Below are 15002 nucleotides of genomic sequence, written 5' to 3'. Positions count from 1 at the left end.
ATTCGGTGAATATAATTTGCGTTATTGGATTTATTTGTAGTTCAGCTGTGTATGCATTATTACGTAGGCGCAAATTGAAGCGTCCTGCTGCCGTGGTTCCGCCGCCGCATGACCGAAATCCGGGAGAGCGTGTTGATTGGACCGGAATTGAACATTCCAGAAAATGCTGTTCTGCAAATTCTTGTCCTCGACTTCGACACCCTGGCCTGTGAAGAAACTTCGGCCTCCGGCTTCAGCAACCGCGGCTGCCGTGTTCAGACCACCAGGCATCGCAATATCGGCAAGACGCTCGGCCTTCGCCTCGCCGGTTATGAGCACATGATCAAGGCGCGGATCGAAAAGGTTGGCGACAACGAAGTCTTCGTTCGTTTCGAATTCGAGGAGAGCGGCCCGGTGGAAAAGCGCAGCGAGCGCCGCCGCAAGGTCTCCATTCCGGCCTGGGTCAGCGCCCAGAATTCCAAGGACGGGCAACGGTGCGAGATCGTGGACGCTAGCCCTTCCGGCTGCCGCCTTGCAAGTCACAAGCTGCAAAGTTTTCCCGCGGATATCGAGCTTCAGATCCCCGGCCTCGACCTGCCGGTGACCGGCCGGATCGTCTGGCGTTCCACCGAATTTGCCGGCGTCAAGCTGATCTGGCGTTTCGCCAGCGCGCCCGAATTGGAGGAAAAACGCATCCGTCCGCCAAACCTTGCCGAAAAGGCCGGGGTGAAGCCGACGCTCAAGGCGGATTCCTCGGGCTTCGGCGTCAAGCGGAAACGCTGAGAAACATAATTGTTCTTGGCCACACGTCCTGGCTTCCCAAACGTTAACCCGGGTTTCAGAGTTGCGGTTGCATCCTTGCGTTTGCAATTTCGGGGGGATGACGTGAGCAATCTGGCCATGGCGATGGAGACCGACAAGTACATTTCGGCGCTGGTCGTCGATCTCGCCGACATGTCCTGTTTCGAGGCGACCGCCTACGGCCTGACCGAGAAGGGGTGCTGGATCGCGTCCGACAAGGTCGACCTCCTGAAGGAGGAAGTCGGACTGCGCCTTGCAGGCTTTGAAAAACTCATCCGTGGAACCGTCGTTGCCTATGGCGACCAGGAAGCGCAGATTTCCTTTCAGATCAAGAAACAGGAACCGGGTGAAAAGCGCCGCGAGATCCGCCGGCAGGTCTGGATCACGACGATCGTCTGCGGCAAAACCAATGCCGCCTCAATGAAATGCCGGATCGTCGATGCCAGCAAGTCCGGTTGCCGTCTGGAAGGCGACAAGCTCGACAAGCTGCCGGACGAAATCGAAATCTCCATTCCGGGGCTCGATCTGCCGATCAAGGGCGCGATCGTCTGGCGCAAGAACAATCAGGCCGGGGTCAAGCTGGATTGGCCCTTCGAGCCGGCGCCGGAGCCCAAGCCGGAAGACATCCTGAAGTTCATGAAAGCGGAAGAGGAAAAGCCGAAGCCGAAACCGCGCAAGAAAATCAGCGCCTTCGGCAGCTGACGCGCTTTCCCGTCGCGGGTCCGGTAAAGCCTTTTTGGCGGCCTGCTGGCCTTTCAATGCGGCATGGGGATACATATATCGGATCGAGATTGTGAATTCTCTTGAGGCTGATATCGCGTGTTTTCTTCCATCCGACGTTTTCTCCCGAAGCCTTTTCGCACCGACAAGCCCGTCATTCCGGTAGTGCGCCTTCATGGCGCCATCGGCGGCGGCGGTCCTTTGCGGACAAGCCTGTCGCTCGCCAGCGTGGCTCTGCCGCTCGAGCGGGCCTTTGCGATGAAGAAGGCTCCGGCGGTGGCGCTCATCGTCAATTCCCCCGGCGGCTCGCCGGTGCAGTCGCGCCTGATCTTCAAGCGTATCCGGGATCTCGCCAAGGAAAACGAGAAGGACGTGCTGGTCTTTGTCGAGGACGTGGCGGCCAGCGGCGGCTACATGATTGCGCTTGCGGGCGACGAGATCTTCGTCGACCCGTCCTCCATCGTCGGTTCCATCGGCGTGGTCGCGGCCGGCTTCGGTTTTACCGAGATGATCAAGAAGGTCGGGATCGACCGGCGCGTCTATACGGCGGGCGAGAAGAAGGTGATCCTCGATCCGTTCCAACCGGAAGTGCCGGAGGACATAGAATATCTGAAGAGCCTGCAACTGGAGATCCACGAGACCTTCATCGATCTGGTGAAGTCCCGCCGCGGCGATGTCCTGGCAAGCGATCCGGATCTCTTCACCGGCAAGTTCTGGACCGGTCGCAGCGGCGTTCAACTGGGTCTTGCGGATGCCATCGGCGATCTGCGCGGGGTCCTGAAAGACCGTTATGGCGAAAAAGCCGAACCGAAGCTGATTTCCGCGCCGCGGGGACTTTTCGGCCGCAAGGGCGGGCTTGGCGTGCGCACGGGCAGCGGACGGCTGGTGGAAAGGCTGGGCGAGGAGCTGATCTCGTCCGTGGAGGAGCGGGCGCTGTGGATGCGCTACGGCCTTTAAAAAGGCGCATTGGCCATGCGGAATTCGGGCCGGCAAAGGGCCCAGTCAAGGGGACGACATGACCGAACTGATAGGTGTGGCGGCATTGGCCGTCGGAGGCTACTGGATCGTTCAGCGCATCAAGCGCAAGATGGCTCAGGTTGAAAACCAGATTTCGCGCGCAGCCGCAAAGGCCGACCCGAACGGACGCGGTGCCAAGCTCGTGCTCGATCCTGAAAGCGGCAAGTACCGCCCACAGGCCTGAAACCGAGCTGAAAGGGACGGGCAGGAAGTCCCGCCCGCCACAAATGACTAACCGGCGACAGCTGCCCGGAACAGGCCCCAGCGTGCGGTGCCCGCGTGCGCAGCGCCAGCCAGTACCGTCACGGTCAACAAAACCAGCAGCCCTTCCGCAACAGGTCCCGCCATCCAGATGCCGCGTTCGCCGAAACCGATTGGCAGCAGGAACAGCAGCGGCAAAAGAAAGGCATAGGGCTTTATCAGGCTGAGCAAGGCCGCCCGGCGAGCGTCTCCAAGTGCCTGAAAATAGGTCGCGATCACAAACAACGGTCCGGCCGCGAAATACATCGCAACCATCACCGGCAGAATGCGACCGATTTCGCCGATCACCATGGTGTCCTCGACGAAGGCATGGCCGACCCACCGGGCACCGAACGCCAGGAGCGCCTGCACCGCGAGGCTGTAGGCGAAGGCAATCCCAAGTCCGAGTCGCAGCGTAGCATCCGAGCGGTGCCACAAGAGCGCGCCGGCATTGTTGCCGATCATTGCCTGCAACGCCATCGACAGGCCGAGGAGCGGCAAATAGGCGAAGGTCATGATCCGGGTCGTCACGCCGAAGGCGGCCACCGTTGTCTCATAACCGTCGGCGCCCACGTGCTGCAGGACGGCGATGGTTACCGCGGCTCCGAGCGCGATCCCGAGAAAACTCAGGCTCTGCGGCGCACCGAGCACCAGAATGGAGCGCCAGTCCGATCCAAGCTGGTTTCCAAGGATATCCTTCGGGCTCAGCGCCGTTCTGCCACTCAGGCGATAGCAGAGGATGAAGACGAGCGCGAGCGCCTGTGCCAACACGGTCCCGAACGCGCTACCGGCAACGCCAAGATCGAACAGGACGATCAGGACATAGTTCAGTGCCAGGTTGCCCAGCGACACGGAGAGGCTGAGGCCTGCCATCAGCATGACATGGCCTTCGTTTCGAAGAGCGTCGGAATTGACCGCCAGCACGAACATGAGCGGCGAAAAGCCGATTGTGATGGCCAGGTAGGTGGCGCTCATTGCCGCGATACCGTCATTGCTGCCGGCAGCGGCAAGTGTCGCCGTCCGGCCGAAGGCCAGCATAAGCAGGATCAGCAGGACGCCGGCCGCCAGGGCCAGGCCGTGCGCACCGGCAAAGACGGCGCGCGCCGCCTCAAATCTGCCGCCGCCGAGATGGCGGGCAAGCAGGCTCGACATGCCGCTGGAGACCAGCGTTGCCAGGGCGGCCAGCAGCATATAGGCGGGAAACATCAGCGTGACCGCGCTGAGCGCGTCAGGGCCGACATAAAGGCCGAGGAAGACCGCATCGGCGACCGTCAGCAAGCCGTTCATGCTCGTGACGAGGATGATCGGCAGGGCCGTTTTCAAAAGTGTCGGAACGATTGGCCCATGGGTGAACGCATTCACCCGGGAAGTGTCTTGCGACATTCCGTTCTCCATTGAAGGGCATTTCGAAAAGAAGGAGGGGCTCGCATTGCCACCAGCGCGAAATGCGTCGGGGAACAGAAGGTCTGTCAGGCCGGAATTTCACCAGGACGATTGCGTCTGCGAGCGGCAGGCATTCCGGGGCCGGTGCAAGCGATACTCCCAAGCGGGATTGCCGTCAATCTGAAACAGGGTACAAGCGCCGCCTTGACCTTCTCCCGACATCGTGGCACCTGTCGCCCGAACCGGAAGCGCAGCTGCCGGCAAGTGCCTAATTCGCGGATAATCTTCATGTCGACCGAGACCCTGCCGGCGCATATGCGGCCGGAAAACTCCTTTCAAGGCCTGATCCTGGCGCTGCAGCGCTATTGGGCCGATCAGGGCTGCGTCGTGCTGCAGCCCTACGACATGGAAGTCGGCGCTGGTACCTTCCATCCGGCCACCACGCTGCGCTCGCTCGGTCCGCGTCCCTGGCGGGCTGCGTACGTCCAGCCCTCACGCCGGCCGACGGACGGGCGCTACGGCGAAAACCCGAACCGCCTGCAGCATTATTACCAGTTCCAGGTGATCCTGAAGCCGTCGCCGGCCAATCTGCAGGAGCTGTATCTGAATTCGCTCTATGCCATCGGCCTCGACCCGACGCTGCACGACATTCGCTTTGTCGAGGACGACTGGGAAAGCCCGACGCTGGGCGCCTGGGGGCTTGGCTGGGAATGCTGGTGCGACGGCATGGAAGTGTCGCAGTTCACGTATTTCCAGCAGGTCGCGGGCTTTGAATGTTCACCGGTTTCCGGCGAGCTGACCTACGGCCTGGAGCGCCTGGCCATGTATATCCAGGGCGTCGATAACGTCTACGACCTGAACTACAACGGCCAGGAGGGCGATGCCAGGATCACCTATGGCGATGTCTTCCTGCAGGCCGAGCAGGAATATTCCCGGCACAATTTCGAGCATGCCGACACGGAAATGCTGTTCCGCCACTTCAAGGACGCCGAGGCCGAGTGCCGGGCGCTGCTGGATGCGGGCGCCAAGGCGCGGGAAGCAGCCGGCGCGAATGTGCATCAGGTGGTCCTTCCGGCCTATGACCAGTGCATCAAGGCCAGCCACGCCTTCAACCTGCTCGATGCCCGCGGCGTCATCTCCGTGACCGAACGCCAGAGCTACATCCTGCGGGTCCGCGAACTTGCCAAAGCCTGTGGGACCGCCTTCCTGGAAACGGAAGCCGGCGGGGTCGGCTACCACAATCAGGCTGCCGAATAACGGCAGCCTGAAGATCCGCTTTCATGTTTATGGCTCGGGGCCTCAGTTCCTGAAGACCACACTTTGCCCCTGTGACTGATCGACCGTGAATTCGCTGTAGATCGCATTGCCTCGCACGAACTGGAAGCGTCGGCCGAGTGTGGTGTCCACGGTCACGGTTTCAAACGGGGCAAGGCGTGCCGTGCGTTGCACCGGGCCGTAATCGGGCACGGAGACGAGATCGACCGGCGCACCTGTCTGGTTGGTCACGGTGATCCGGGCGGCATAATTGCCGCGCCGGTCGGGATCCGGGCGACCGCGTTCGCCCCGCCTGTCGTCGTAACCGGGCTGCCGGCCGGGGCAGGCCTGGAAAATACCCTCGATCTGCGTGCCTACCGAACACATGATGCCGCCCCACTGATACCCGGACTGGCCGTCGGATGTCCTGACTTCGAACCAGTCATACCCGTTCATGTATTGACGGGTCCGGCGGACAATCGTCAGCGGCGTCCCTTCCTGGAGGCTTCCCGTACGGGCATAGTCCGTGCCCGGCCCGGTACGCAACACGCCGCCAAGGGACTGGCCGGGAGCATCGACTGCATCCGCGCGCGGTCCCTGGGGACGGTTGTCGCGGTCAGGACCCGGCCGGCGCTGTTCACACACGCTCAGGACACCCCGGATATCGCGGTCTTCGGAGCACATGATGCCGCCCCACTGATACCCGCTGAGGCCGTTGGCCGCCCGGATTTCGAACCAGCTGTAACCGTTCATGATTTCCGGCGTCCGGCGCAGAATCGTCAGCGGCATCCCGGCCGGCAGACTGCCCGTCCGGGTGAAGTTGATGCCGGGTCCGGCGCGCAGGCTGCCGCCAAGCGACTGCCCCTGCATGTTCACCTCACGAGAACCGTCACGGTCGGGCCGCGGCCTGTCCGGCGACGGTTCCGGCCGCGTATTTGCCTGTACCTGACATTCAAGCAGTCCCGTGCCGACCTGCAGATACCTGGCACTCTTTCCGAAGAAGCGGACGTTGCCGCTTTCGTATCTCACGCCGTTTTGCGATGGAACCTGACTGAGGAACACGCTCGGTGCCTGGTCCGGAGCGTTTCTGCGGATCGGGCCGATCAGGGAAACCTGGTCGGCCTGCCGGGTCGTGACGACATTGTAGACCAGATTGCCATCGGCGCAGAGATAGCGTTCCGGTTCCGCCGCTTCGGATGCGGACAGGCCGAGAGGGAAAAGCGCGAGGGTTCCCAGAACCGGTGCCATACGCTTCAGACAAAAACCGAAAATCATCGAAACCCATCCTCATCCACTTGGACAATGCCGCATATATTTCAGAGCCCCACTTGCCTGCTCCGGCCAGGTTGGAGGCAGGTCGTGAAGCGAATGTCCGGAATTCACCTGCTTGCAACGCACTGAAAGACAGCAGGTTGCCTGGTACGTTTCCGGCCAACTTGTGTTTTTGATTACAGAATGTCGTCTGAACCATGGCTGAACAGCCGATTGTGATGACAAGGGCATTCGCTCGCGATAGCTTCCGCGAAGGATTTTACGGAGGTATTCGTCTTGGCCTGGTTGATTCTTGCCGCTCTCATTGCGCTCTCTGTTTTTGCAATCGTTCTCTATAACGGTCTCGTCAAGAAACGGCAGATGACCGAGGAGGGCTGGAGCGGGATCGACGTCCAGCTGAAACGCCGCGCCAATCTCATTCCCAATCTGGTCGAAACGGTGAAGGGATACGCCTCCCACGAACGGGAGGCCCTCGAAGCGGTCACCCGGATGCGGGCGCAGGTTTCTTCGGTGCCGCGGGACGATGTGAGCGGGCGGGCAAAAGCCGAGGGCGAACTCAGCCAGGCACTGGGCCGGCTATTTGCAGTTGCCGAAGCCTATCCGGATCTCAAGGCCAATCAGAATTTCTCCGACCTGCACCAGTCCCTTGACGAGGTTGAAAACGCCATCCAGATGGCCCGGCGCTACTACAATGGCGCGGTCCGGAACCTGAACGTCGCGGTCGAAAGCTTCCCCTCCAACCTGATCGCGACCCAGTTCAAGTTCGAAAAGGCCGAGTATTTCGAGATCGAGGACGAAGCCGAGCGGGCCGTGCCGAAGGTGCAGTTCTGACGGGGAGGGGGCTATGCTGATGAGATTTGCCGCAGGCGTCCTTGCGACCTTCCTGCTGTTTACCGCCTGTCTGGCAGCCAGTGCGGACGAGCGCATCCTGCGGTTCGTCTCCAACGTGGACGTCGCTGAGGACGGCGCGCTGACCGTTACGGAAACCATCACGGTGCGGGCGGAAGGAGATCAGATCAAACGCGGTATCTACCGCGACTTCCCCTTGAGGGCTGAAAACGCGAATGGCCGGATGTACCAGGTCGGGTTCGATCTACTCTCCGTCCTGCAGGACGGAGAGCCTGCTCCCTACCACACCAACCGGAGCGGGGAAGGGATCCGCATCTATGTCGGGGAGGAAAACGTCTTCCTCGAGAAGGGCACCTATACCTACACCTTCAAATACCGGACCGACCGCCAGCTCCGCTATTTCGACGATCATGACGAGGTCTACTGGAACGCGACCGGCAATGAATGGGCCTTTCCGATCGACGAGGCCATTGCGCGGGTGGTCCTGCCAGCGGGCGTGAAAGCCTCTGCCTGGATCGCCTATACCGGCTATTTTGGCGAAACCGGCAAGGACTATAAGGCCAATGCGGAAAACGGCGGCTCGGAAATAGTCTTCCAGACGACGCGGGCCCTGCCGCCTCACGCCGGAATGACGATCGATGTCAGCATGCCAAAGGGTGCGATCGCGCCGCCGAGCGAGGCAGCGAAGCTCGGCTATTTCTTCTCCGACTACAGTTCGGAACTGATCGGCGGAGCCGGGATGCTTCTGGTCCTGGTCTATTACCTCGGTGCCTGGTGGATGGTTGGCCGCGATCCGGTTCAGGGCGTGATCTTCCCGAGATTTGAACCCCCGGCCGATATTTCCCCGGCCCTGGCAAAATACATCATCAATCGCGGCTTCGGGGACGGCGGCTGGGTGGCGCTTTCCGCTGCCTGCCTGAACCTGGCAGTGAAGAAGCGCCTGCGGCTGGAAGAGAGCGATGGCGAGGTGAGCCTGGTCATGGAGCCGAAGGGCGCAAGAATCAGGCTGCCGAAAGGGGAGGCCGCCGTCGAGAACTGGCTCTCCGGGCGGGGCAGTCCCCTCCCGCTGAACAAGGACAACGGCAGCTCCATCGCTTCACTCGGACGCAAATTCCGCGGCGCTATCGAGACGGAAAGCGCCAACGTCTTCTTCCGCAACAATCTCGGCTTCCTCATTCCGGGCATTGGCCTCAGCATCGTGACGGTGATTGCCCTTCTGGTCTTCGGCCAGATCCAGCCGGGTCAGGAAGGCTTCATCATCCTCTTCATTTTCCTGTCGATTTTCGCGTCGATCCTGTCAGCTAATCTCGGAAAGATCGTCTTCCGCTTCGTGCGCATGGAATTGCGCATGGCGTTGATCTTCGTCGTCTTCGGCCTGACCCTGGCCGGCGCGACCTTCGGCGCCTACCAGATCAACGGCGGCGTCGATACGCTTCCGGTCCTGCCCATTATTGCGGCTGTGCTGGTGGCGCTGAACATCCTCTTCTACTTCCTCATCGGAGCGCCGACAGCACTCGGCCGTCAGGCGCTTGACGCGATCGAGGGACTGAAGATGTATCTGACCGTGGCCGAGAAAGAGCGGCTCAACATGGCGGACGTTCCGGACATGAGTGCGCAGCACTTCGAGGAATTGCTGCCCTATGCTGTGGCGCTCGGTGTGGAGAAACCCTGGGCGAAAGCCTTTGAGGGCTGGCTGGCGTCGGCGGCCGGCGCAGCGGTCGCCGCCACCTATCAGCCGGGCTGGTACTCGGGCCGCAGGTTCGATCCGCACCATATCTCGGACGGCCTTGGCCGGACGGCAAGCGCCATGGCCGGCTCCTTCCAGTCCTCGCTGCCGGTGCCGAAATCCTCCAGTTCAGGCTCGTCCGGCTCTTCGGGCGGCTCGTCCGGTGGCGGCGGTGGCGGCGGGGGTGGCGGCGGCTGGTAAAAGCTGGCTGACAGGCAGGTTCAGGCGGCGTCGGTCTTTTCGGCGAAAGGCAGGCGGCCGTCCACCTGGGATTCCAGGAGTTCTGCGGCGTCATCAGCAGAAACGGCGGCCGCATAAAGGAAGCCCTGGCCGTAGTGGCATCCGTTGGAATTGAGTGCGTCGTGAACGTCGCTTTCCTCGACACCTTCCGCAACCGCATCGATGTCGAGCCCGCGCGAGAGCACCAGGATAGCCTCGACGATGGCCGCGCATTGCTTGTCGCTCAGCATGCGTTCGGTGAAGGACTTGTCGATCTTCACCTTGCGGATCGGAAAATCGCGCAGGTAACTGAGGCTGGAATGGCCGGCGCCGAAATCGTCGAGCGCGATGGAGATGCCGGCCTCGGTCAGCTCGCTCAGGATGCGCTTGGCGGATTCCGGGTTCTTGACCAGCGAGGTTTCGGTGATTTCCAGCACAAGGCGCTGCGGCGGAAAGCCGTGTGTTCTCAGGATCGACAGGACTTGCGACGTCAGCGCCGGATCCTGGAGTTGCACCGGTGACAGGTTGAAGGAGAGGTAGAGATCGTCCGGCCAGGTTCGGGCGACCTGGCAGGCGTCGGCGAGCAGGTGCTGGGTCAAGTCGGAGATGATGCCGCAGTCCTCGGCGATCGGAATGAATTGCAGCGGCGGTACCTTGCCGAAGTCGCTGTCGGTCCAGCGCGCCAATGCCTCGAAACCGGCGATGCGGCCGCTGTCCATGTCCAGGATCGGCTGATAGAAGGCCTTGACCTCGTGTTCGGCGATCGCCCGGCGCAGCCGCTGTTCAAGCAACGTCCTGTGCAGGATCGAGGCGTCCATGTCGACTTCGAAGAAGCGGTAGGTCGACCGGCCCGACGATTTGGCCCGGTAGAGGGCAATGTCGGCCCGGCGCAGAAGCTCTGTTATGGCATAGCCGTCGTGAGGATAGAGAGCGATGCCGATGCCGGAGCCGATTGAGATCTGCCGGTCACCGAATTCGAAACGGTCGCTGATCCGGGTCAGCAACCTTCGGGCAAATCCTGCAGCTTCCGACTTGTCCTTGAAGACCGGAGATACGATGGCAAATTCGTCTCCACCCAGGCGGGCAACGATGCCCTCCTTGCCGAGGGTCTCGGCGAGACGGTCGGCGAAACTGCGCAAGAGGTTGTCGCCGAAGGCATGGCCATAGACGTCGTTGATCGGCTTGAAGCCGTCCAGGTCGAGCATCATGACGGCGCGAAAGCAGTCCGGTTTGACTTCGTGGCTGAGATCGGCAAAGGCCTCCAGAAGGCGGCGCCGGTTAGGCAGGCCGGTCAGGGGATCGTGCTGCGCGAGTGCCAGGGCTTCTGTATGGGCTGAGGAACGCACCTTCAGTTCCTTGCGCAGCCGCCGGGTTGCCCAGGCGCCATAGGCGAGACTGAATATGGCAACACCCAGGAGAATGCTTGCCACCAAGTCATAGGCCGCATGTCCGTGATCGGTATCCACGGAAGGAAAAACAACCGGAAGAACCTTCAAGCCTGCAAAACTGACAAGAACCACGGCAAGGAGCGCAACTATAGATCGTGCCAGAAAACGGCTGTCTGCAACTTCCCGGTTTGCCACGCGATCGGCCCCAATACATACATCACTTTACCGGCTGACGAGTTTCACATGGATTTGTTGAAGAAGCGTGAAACTATTCGCCCGCTGTCGAGCGAAGGGAGCACCTGCCGGGTAGCTGCAGGGCATTTGAAAGGGGGTGACAAGTCGCCGTCGACTTGGTAACGGACGCGCTATCCGTTTCCGGTGTCCTCACCAGACCAAAGGTCATTAATTCCATGCCCGATCTTCTGCTTGAGCTGTTCAGCGAAGAAATTCCGGCCCGCATGCAGCGCAAGGCGGCCGAAGACCTGAAATCGCTTGTGACCAACGCATTGGTGGATGCCGGTTTGCCCTATGAAGGTGCAAAGGCCTTCGCAACACCGCGGCGTCTTGCCCTGCATGTGGCCGGCGTCCCGGCCGGTTCCGCGGCAACGCGTGAAGAGCGTAAGGGCCCGCGTGTCGGCTCGCCGGAAAAGGCACTGGAAGGCTTCCTGCGCGGCGCCGGCCTTGCCTCGATCGATCAGGCGACGATCCAGAACGATCCGAAGAAGGGCGACTTCTACGTTGCGGTGATCGAGAAGCCGGGCCGTCCGGCCATTGACATAATTGCCGAATTCATGCCGGGCATTCTCCGCAATTTCCCGTGGCCGAACACCATGCGCTGGGGCTCGGCCACGACGCGCTGGGTCCGCCCGCTCCATTCCATCGTCGCCAGCTTCGGTCCCGAGACCGAGGAGCCCGATGTGGTGCCGTTCGAGTTCGACGGCATCAAAGCCGGCAAGACCACGCGCGGCCACCGCTTTCTGGCGGATGAGGCATTCGACGTACGACGCTTCGACGACTATGCGGTCGCCCTGGAGAAGCACAAGGTCGTGCTCGACACCGACCGGCGCAAGGACATCATCCTGAACGACGCCAAGGACCGGGCCCTGGCGCTCGGCCTGGAGCTGGTCGAGGATGCGGGGCTGCTGGAAGAGGTCGCGGGGCTGGTCGAATGGCCGGTGGTGCTGACCGGCAGCTTCGACGAAGCCTTCCTGACGATCCCGGACGAGTGCATCCAGCTCACCATCAAGGCGAACCAGAAATGCTTCGTCCTGAAGGATCCGTCCACCGGTCGCCTTGCGAACAAGTTTGTGCTGGTCTCCAACATCGTTGCGGCCGACGGCGGCAAGATGATCGTCGCCGGTAACGAGAAGGTCATCCGTGCCCGTCTCTCCGATGCACGCTTCTTCTGGGATACGGACCTGAAGTCGAAGCTTTCGGACAACCTGCCGAAGCTCGATGAGGTCAAATTCCACGCAAAGCTCGGCAGCGTCGGCGAACGCGTGAAGCGCCTGATTGCCCTGTCCGCGGAACTCGCTTCCACCGTCGGCGCCGACGAGACCAGGGCGAAACGCGCTGCGGAACTCGCCAAGGCCGATCTTGTGTCGCACATGGTGTTCGAGTTTCCGGAGCTGCAAGGCCTGATGGGTCGCTACTATGCCGAAGCCCAGGGCGAGGACGCCTCCGTCGCTGTTGCCATCGAACAGCACTACAAGCCTCAGGGACCGAGCGACAGCGTCCCGTCGGATCCGGTTGCCGTTGCCGTGGCACTGGCTGAAAAGCTGGACCTTCTGGCAGGCTTCTGGGCCATCGACGAGAAGCCGACTGGGTCGAAGGACCCCTATGCCCTCCGCCGCGCCGCCCTTGGCGTGATCCGCATCGTTCTTGAGAACAATCTGCGCCTTCGTCTGGGTGAAGCTTTCCGGTCCGCCCTAGAACTGCAGCAGGCCGAAGTTGCCGATCCGGCGGGCCTCGTCGCCGACCTGCTCTCTTTCTGTGCCGACCGCCTGAAGGTGCACCTGAAGGACGAAGGCGCCCGCCATGACCTTATCGATGCCGTTTTCGCGCTGGAAGGTCAGGACGACCTCCTGATGGTGGTCAAGCGCGTCGAGGCACTCGGCAAGCTGATCTCCTCCGACGACGGTGCCAACCTGCTGGCCGGCTACAAGCGTGCGGTCAACATCCTGAAGGCGGAAGAAAAGAAGGACGGCGCGCCGGTCACCGGCAAGCCGCACGCGGATCATTTCCGCGAGCAGGCCGAGATCGACCTGGCCTCGGCCATCGACAGCGCCCGCGCGGAAGCAGCCGACGCCGTGCAGGCGGAAAACTTCGAAGGCGCGATGGAGGCTCTCTCGAAGCTGCGCACTCCGGTCGACCGGTTCTTCGAGGACATCCTCGTCAACGCCGAAGATCCGGCGCTCCGCATGAACCGCCTGCAGCTCCTCGCCGAAATCCGCGATGCGACCCATGTGGTGGCGGATTTCTCGAAAGTGGCCGGGTAAGCAGGCATCAGATTGAAGTGAAAAAGGCGGGCCTCGGGCCCGTCTTTTTGTTTTTTGTGATCAGCGCTTGAACCCCCATCCCCAGCCCCTCCCCACAAGGGGGAGGGGGATCAGGCTTCGATGTGCTGAAGGGGCGTCGCTAATGCGGACTGGTGTTTGAAGGAGCTTTGTACTGGCTCAGAGGAATTCCCCTCCCTCTTGTGGGGAGGGGTTAGGGGTGGGGGTAATCGGTGAAGCCGAAACACCCCCAGTCATCGTTGTCCAAGCTTTACTCCGCCGCCTGACCCGCCAGCCGGGCGACCGGCTTTTCCTGGATCGGCCAGTGGATGACCGCGGCGAAGATGCCAAGGGCAATGCCGCACCACCAGATGGCGTCGTAGGAGCCGTAGCGGTCGTAGAGATAGCCGCCGAGCCAGACGCCGAGGAAGGCACCGATCTGGTGCGACAGGAAGACGAAGCCGAAGAGCGTCGCCATGTAGCGCGGGCCGAACATGACGGCGACGAGACCGGAAGTCGGCGGCACGGTCGAAAGCCACAGAAGGCCCATCACGCCGGAGAAGATCAGCACGGAGGCCGGGGTGATCGGAAGCATGATGAAGATGAAGATGACGATGGCCCGGCCAAGATAGATCAGCGCCAGGAAGATCGGCTTGGAATAGCGCCCGCCGATATAGCCCGACACCAGCGAGCCGACCACGTTGCACAGGCCGATGATGGCAATCGCCCAACCGCCCAGGCGCGGATCGAGACCGATATCGGCAATGAAGGGCGGCAGGTGCACAGTGATGAAGGCGACATGGAAGCCGCAGACGAAGAAACCGAGGGTCAGGAGGATGAAGCCGCGTGTGCCGAAGGCCTCGGCCATGGCCTGCCTGAGGTTCTGGTCGTTGGCCGGATTGCCTGACTTCGGCAACTCCGACTTGCCGCGCAGCGCTACGGCCAGCAGCGGGATCAGGGCAATCAGGCCGGTGAAGATGATCAGCGTGTCCTGCCAGCCGATATTCTCGATCAGGGTCGCGCCAAGCGGGGCGAACAGGAACTGGCCGAGCGAGCCGGAAGCGGTGCCGATGCCGAAGGCGAGCGAGCGCTGTGCGGGCGACACCGTGCGGCCAAAGGCGGCCAGCACAAGCGAAAACGAGGAAAAGGCGATGCCGAGGCCGATGAGGACACCGGCGGACAGGTGCAGGGCAGCGGCGCTTTGGGCGTCGATCATCAGGATCAGGCCGGCGCCATAAAGCAGGGCACCAAGGGTCATCGCCTTCCAGGTGCCGAAGCGGTCGGCAACCATGCCGGCGATCGGCTGGCCGAGACCCCACATCAGGTTCTGGATGGCAAGGGCGAGTGCGAAGAGTTCGCGACTCCAGTCGCGGGCGTCGGTCATGGGCTGGAAGAACAGGCCCATGGCAGAACGCGGCCCGAAGGAAATCAGGGCAACCAGGCAGCCGCAGGCGATCACCAGCGGGATATTCGGACCGGACCGGCCGGTGGAAGAGGCAGAGGACATCGAGAATACCTATCGTGAATCTACGATAAGAATAGGCGGAATGCGAATTTCAGCATAATGCCTAATTTTGATGGATTGATCATCAATTGGAATGAAACGTCGTCATGCCCTCCCTGTCGACACATGCCCGGTTTTGGTGGCGAGGGCAGGAC

General features: G+C 61.7%; 12 protein-coding genes. 8 read left to right on the top strand and 4 right to left on the bottom strand.

Annotated elements, in window-relative coordinates:
- Positions 1-132: 132 nt before the first annotated feature.
- From ACX3M4_RS10920 to ACX3M4_RS10905, 4 genes are all read left to right on the top strand, one after another.
- Positions 133-762 (top strand): PilZ domain-containing protein, encoded by a 630-nt coding sequence (locus ACX3M4_RS10920; RefSeq protein ID WP_459358609.1) that lies wholly within the window; start codon positions 133-135, stop codon positions 760-762.
- A 102-nt stretch (positions 763-864) separates the two neighbouring features.
- Complete coding sequence (locus ACX3M4_RS10915; protein ID WP_459358608.1) at positions 865-1482, top strand: PilZ domain-containing protein; 618 nt, start codon at positions 865-867, stop codon at positions 1480-1482.
- Positions 1483-1599: 117 nt separating this feature from the next.
- Positions 1600-2457, top strand: coding sequence for a S49 family peptidase (locus ACX3M4_RS10910; protein ID WP_459358607.1), 858 nt, complete (start codon positions 1600-1602; stop codon positions 2455-2457).
- Between the two features lie 58 nt (positions 2458-2515).
- Positions 2516-2701: a hypothetical protein gene (locus ACX3M4_RS10905; RefSeq protein WP_459358606.1), complete on the top strand. Its 186-nt coding sequence runs from the start codon at positions 2516-2518 to the stop codon at positions 2699-2701.
- A 47-nt stretch (positions 2702-2748) separates the two neighbouring features.
- On the opposite strand, the gene ACX3M4_RS10900 is transcribed toward ACX3M4_RS10905, so the two are convergent.
- Positions 2749-4140, bottom strand: a complete 1392-nt coding sequence (locus ACX3M4_RS10900; RefSeq protein ID WP_459358605.1) for an MATE family efflux transporter — start codon at positions 4138-4140, stop codon at positions 2749-2751.
- 288 nt (positions 4141-4428) lie between these two features.
- Here ACX3M4_RS10900 and ACX3M4_RS10895 point away from each other — a divergent pair, with 288 nt between their 5' ends.
- Entirely contained in the window at positions 4429-5397 is a 969-nt protein-coding gene (locus ACX3M4_RS10895) for a glycine--tRNA ligase subunit alpha (RefSeq protein WP_459358604.1), read from the top strand.
- 42 nt (positions 5398-5439) lie between these two features.
- On the opposite strand, the gene ACX3M4_RS10890 is transcribed toward ACX3M4_RS10895, so the two are convergent.
- Entirely contained in the window at positions 5440-6669 is a 1230-nt protein-coding gene (locus tag ACX3M4_RS10890; protein WP_459358603.1) for an SH3 domain-containing protein, read from the bottom strand.
- A 273-nt stretch (positions 6670-6942) separates the two neighbouring features.
- Here ACX3M4_RS10890 and ACX3M4_RS10885 point away from each other — a divergent pair, with 273 nt between their 5' ends.
- Together ACX3M4_RS10885 and ACX3M4_RS10880 are read left to right on the top strand one after the other, a co-directional pair.
- Positions 6943-7497: a LemA family protein gene (locus ACX3M4_RS10885; RefSeq protein WP_459358602.1), complete on the top strand. Its 555-nt coding sequence runs from the start codon at positions 6943-6945 to the stop codon at positions 7495-7497.
- Between the two features lie 13 nt (positions 7498-7510).
- Positions 7511-9442: a DUF2207 domain-containing protein gene (locus ACX3M4_RS10880; protein ID WP_459358601.1), complete on the top strand. Its 1932-nt coding sequence runs from the start codon at positions 7511-7513 to the stop codon at positions 9440-9442.
- A 20-nt stretch (positions 9443-9462) separates the two neighbouring features.
- Here the strand turns inward: ACX3M4_RS10880 and ACX3M4_RS10875 are convergent, their stop codons facing one another.
- Positions 9463-10926, bottom strand: coding sequence for a putative bifunctional diguanylate cyclase/phosphodiesterase (locus ACX3M4_RS10875; protein WP_459358600.1), 1464 nt, complete (start codon positions 10924-10926; stop codon positions 9463-9465).
- Between the two features lie 332 nt (positions 10927-11258).
- Between ACX3M4_RS10875 and glyS the strand changes: the two genes are divergently transcribed.
- Positions 11259-13346: a glycine--tRNA ligase subunit beta gene (gene glyS, locus ACX3M4_RS10870; protein ID WP_459358599.1), complete on the top strand. Its 2088-nt coding sequence runs from the start codon at positions 11259-11261 to the stop codon at positions 13344-13346.
- 268 nt (positions 13347-13614) lie between these two features.
- Here glyS and ACX3M4_RS10865 read toward each other — a convergent pair whose 3' ends face one another.
- Positions 13615-14850: an MFS transporter gene (locus tag ACX3M4_RS10865; RefSeq protein ID WP_459358598.1), complete on the bottom strand. Its 1236-nt coding sequence runs from the start codon at positions 14848-14850 to the stop codon at positions 13615-13617.
- Positions 14851-15002 lie beyond the last annotated feature (152 nt).

It is taken from the genome of Roseibium sp. M-1 (genome assembly GCF_054515675.1).
Note: the sequence above shows the minus strand (reverse complement) of the source record. Positions and strands in the feature narration are given on the sequence as shown.

Bases quoted from the DNA above. Each gene is read 5' to 3' on its own strand.
- ACX3M4_RS10905 (WP_459358606.1), top strand. From the start codon at position 2,516: ATGACCGAACTGATAGGTGTGGCGGCATTGGCCGTCGGAGGCTACTGG.
- ACX3M4_RS10900 (WP_459358605.1), bottom strand. From the start codon at position 4,140: ATGTCGCAAGACACTTCCCGGGTGAATGCGTTCACCCATGGGCCAATC.
- ACX3M4_RS10895 (WP_459358604.1), top strand. From the start codon at position 4,429: ATGTCGACCGAGACCCTGCCGGCGCATATGCGGCCGGAAAACTCCTTT.
- ACX3M4_RS10890 (WP_459358603.1), bottom strand. From the start codon at position 6,669: ATGATTTTCGGTTTTTGTCTGAAGCGTATGGCACCGGTTCTGGGAACC.
- ACX3M4_RS10880 (WP_459358601.1), top strand. From the start codon at position 7,511: ATGCTGATGAGATTTGCCGCAGGCGTCCTTGCGACCTTCCTGCTGTTT.
- glyS (WP_459358599.1), top strand. From the start codon at position 11,259: ATGCCCGATCTTCTGCTTGAGCTGTTCAGCGAAGAAATTCCGGCCCGC.
- ACX3M4_RS10865 (WP_459358598.1), bottom strand. From the start codon at position 14,850: ATGTCCTCTGCCTCTTCCACCGGCCGGTCCGGTCCGAATATCCCGCTG.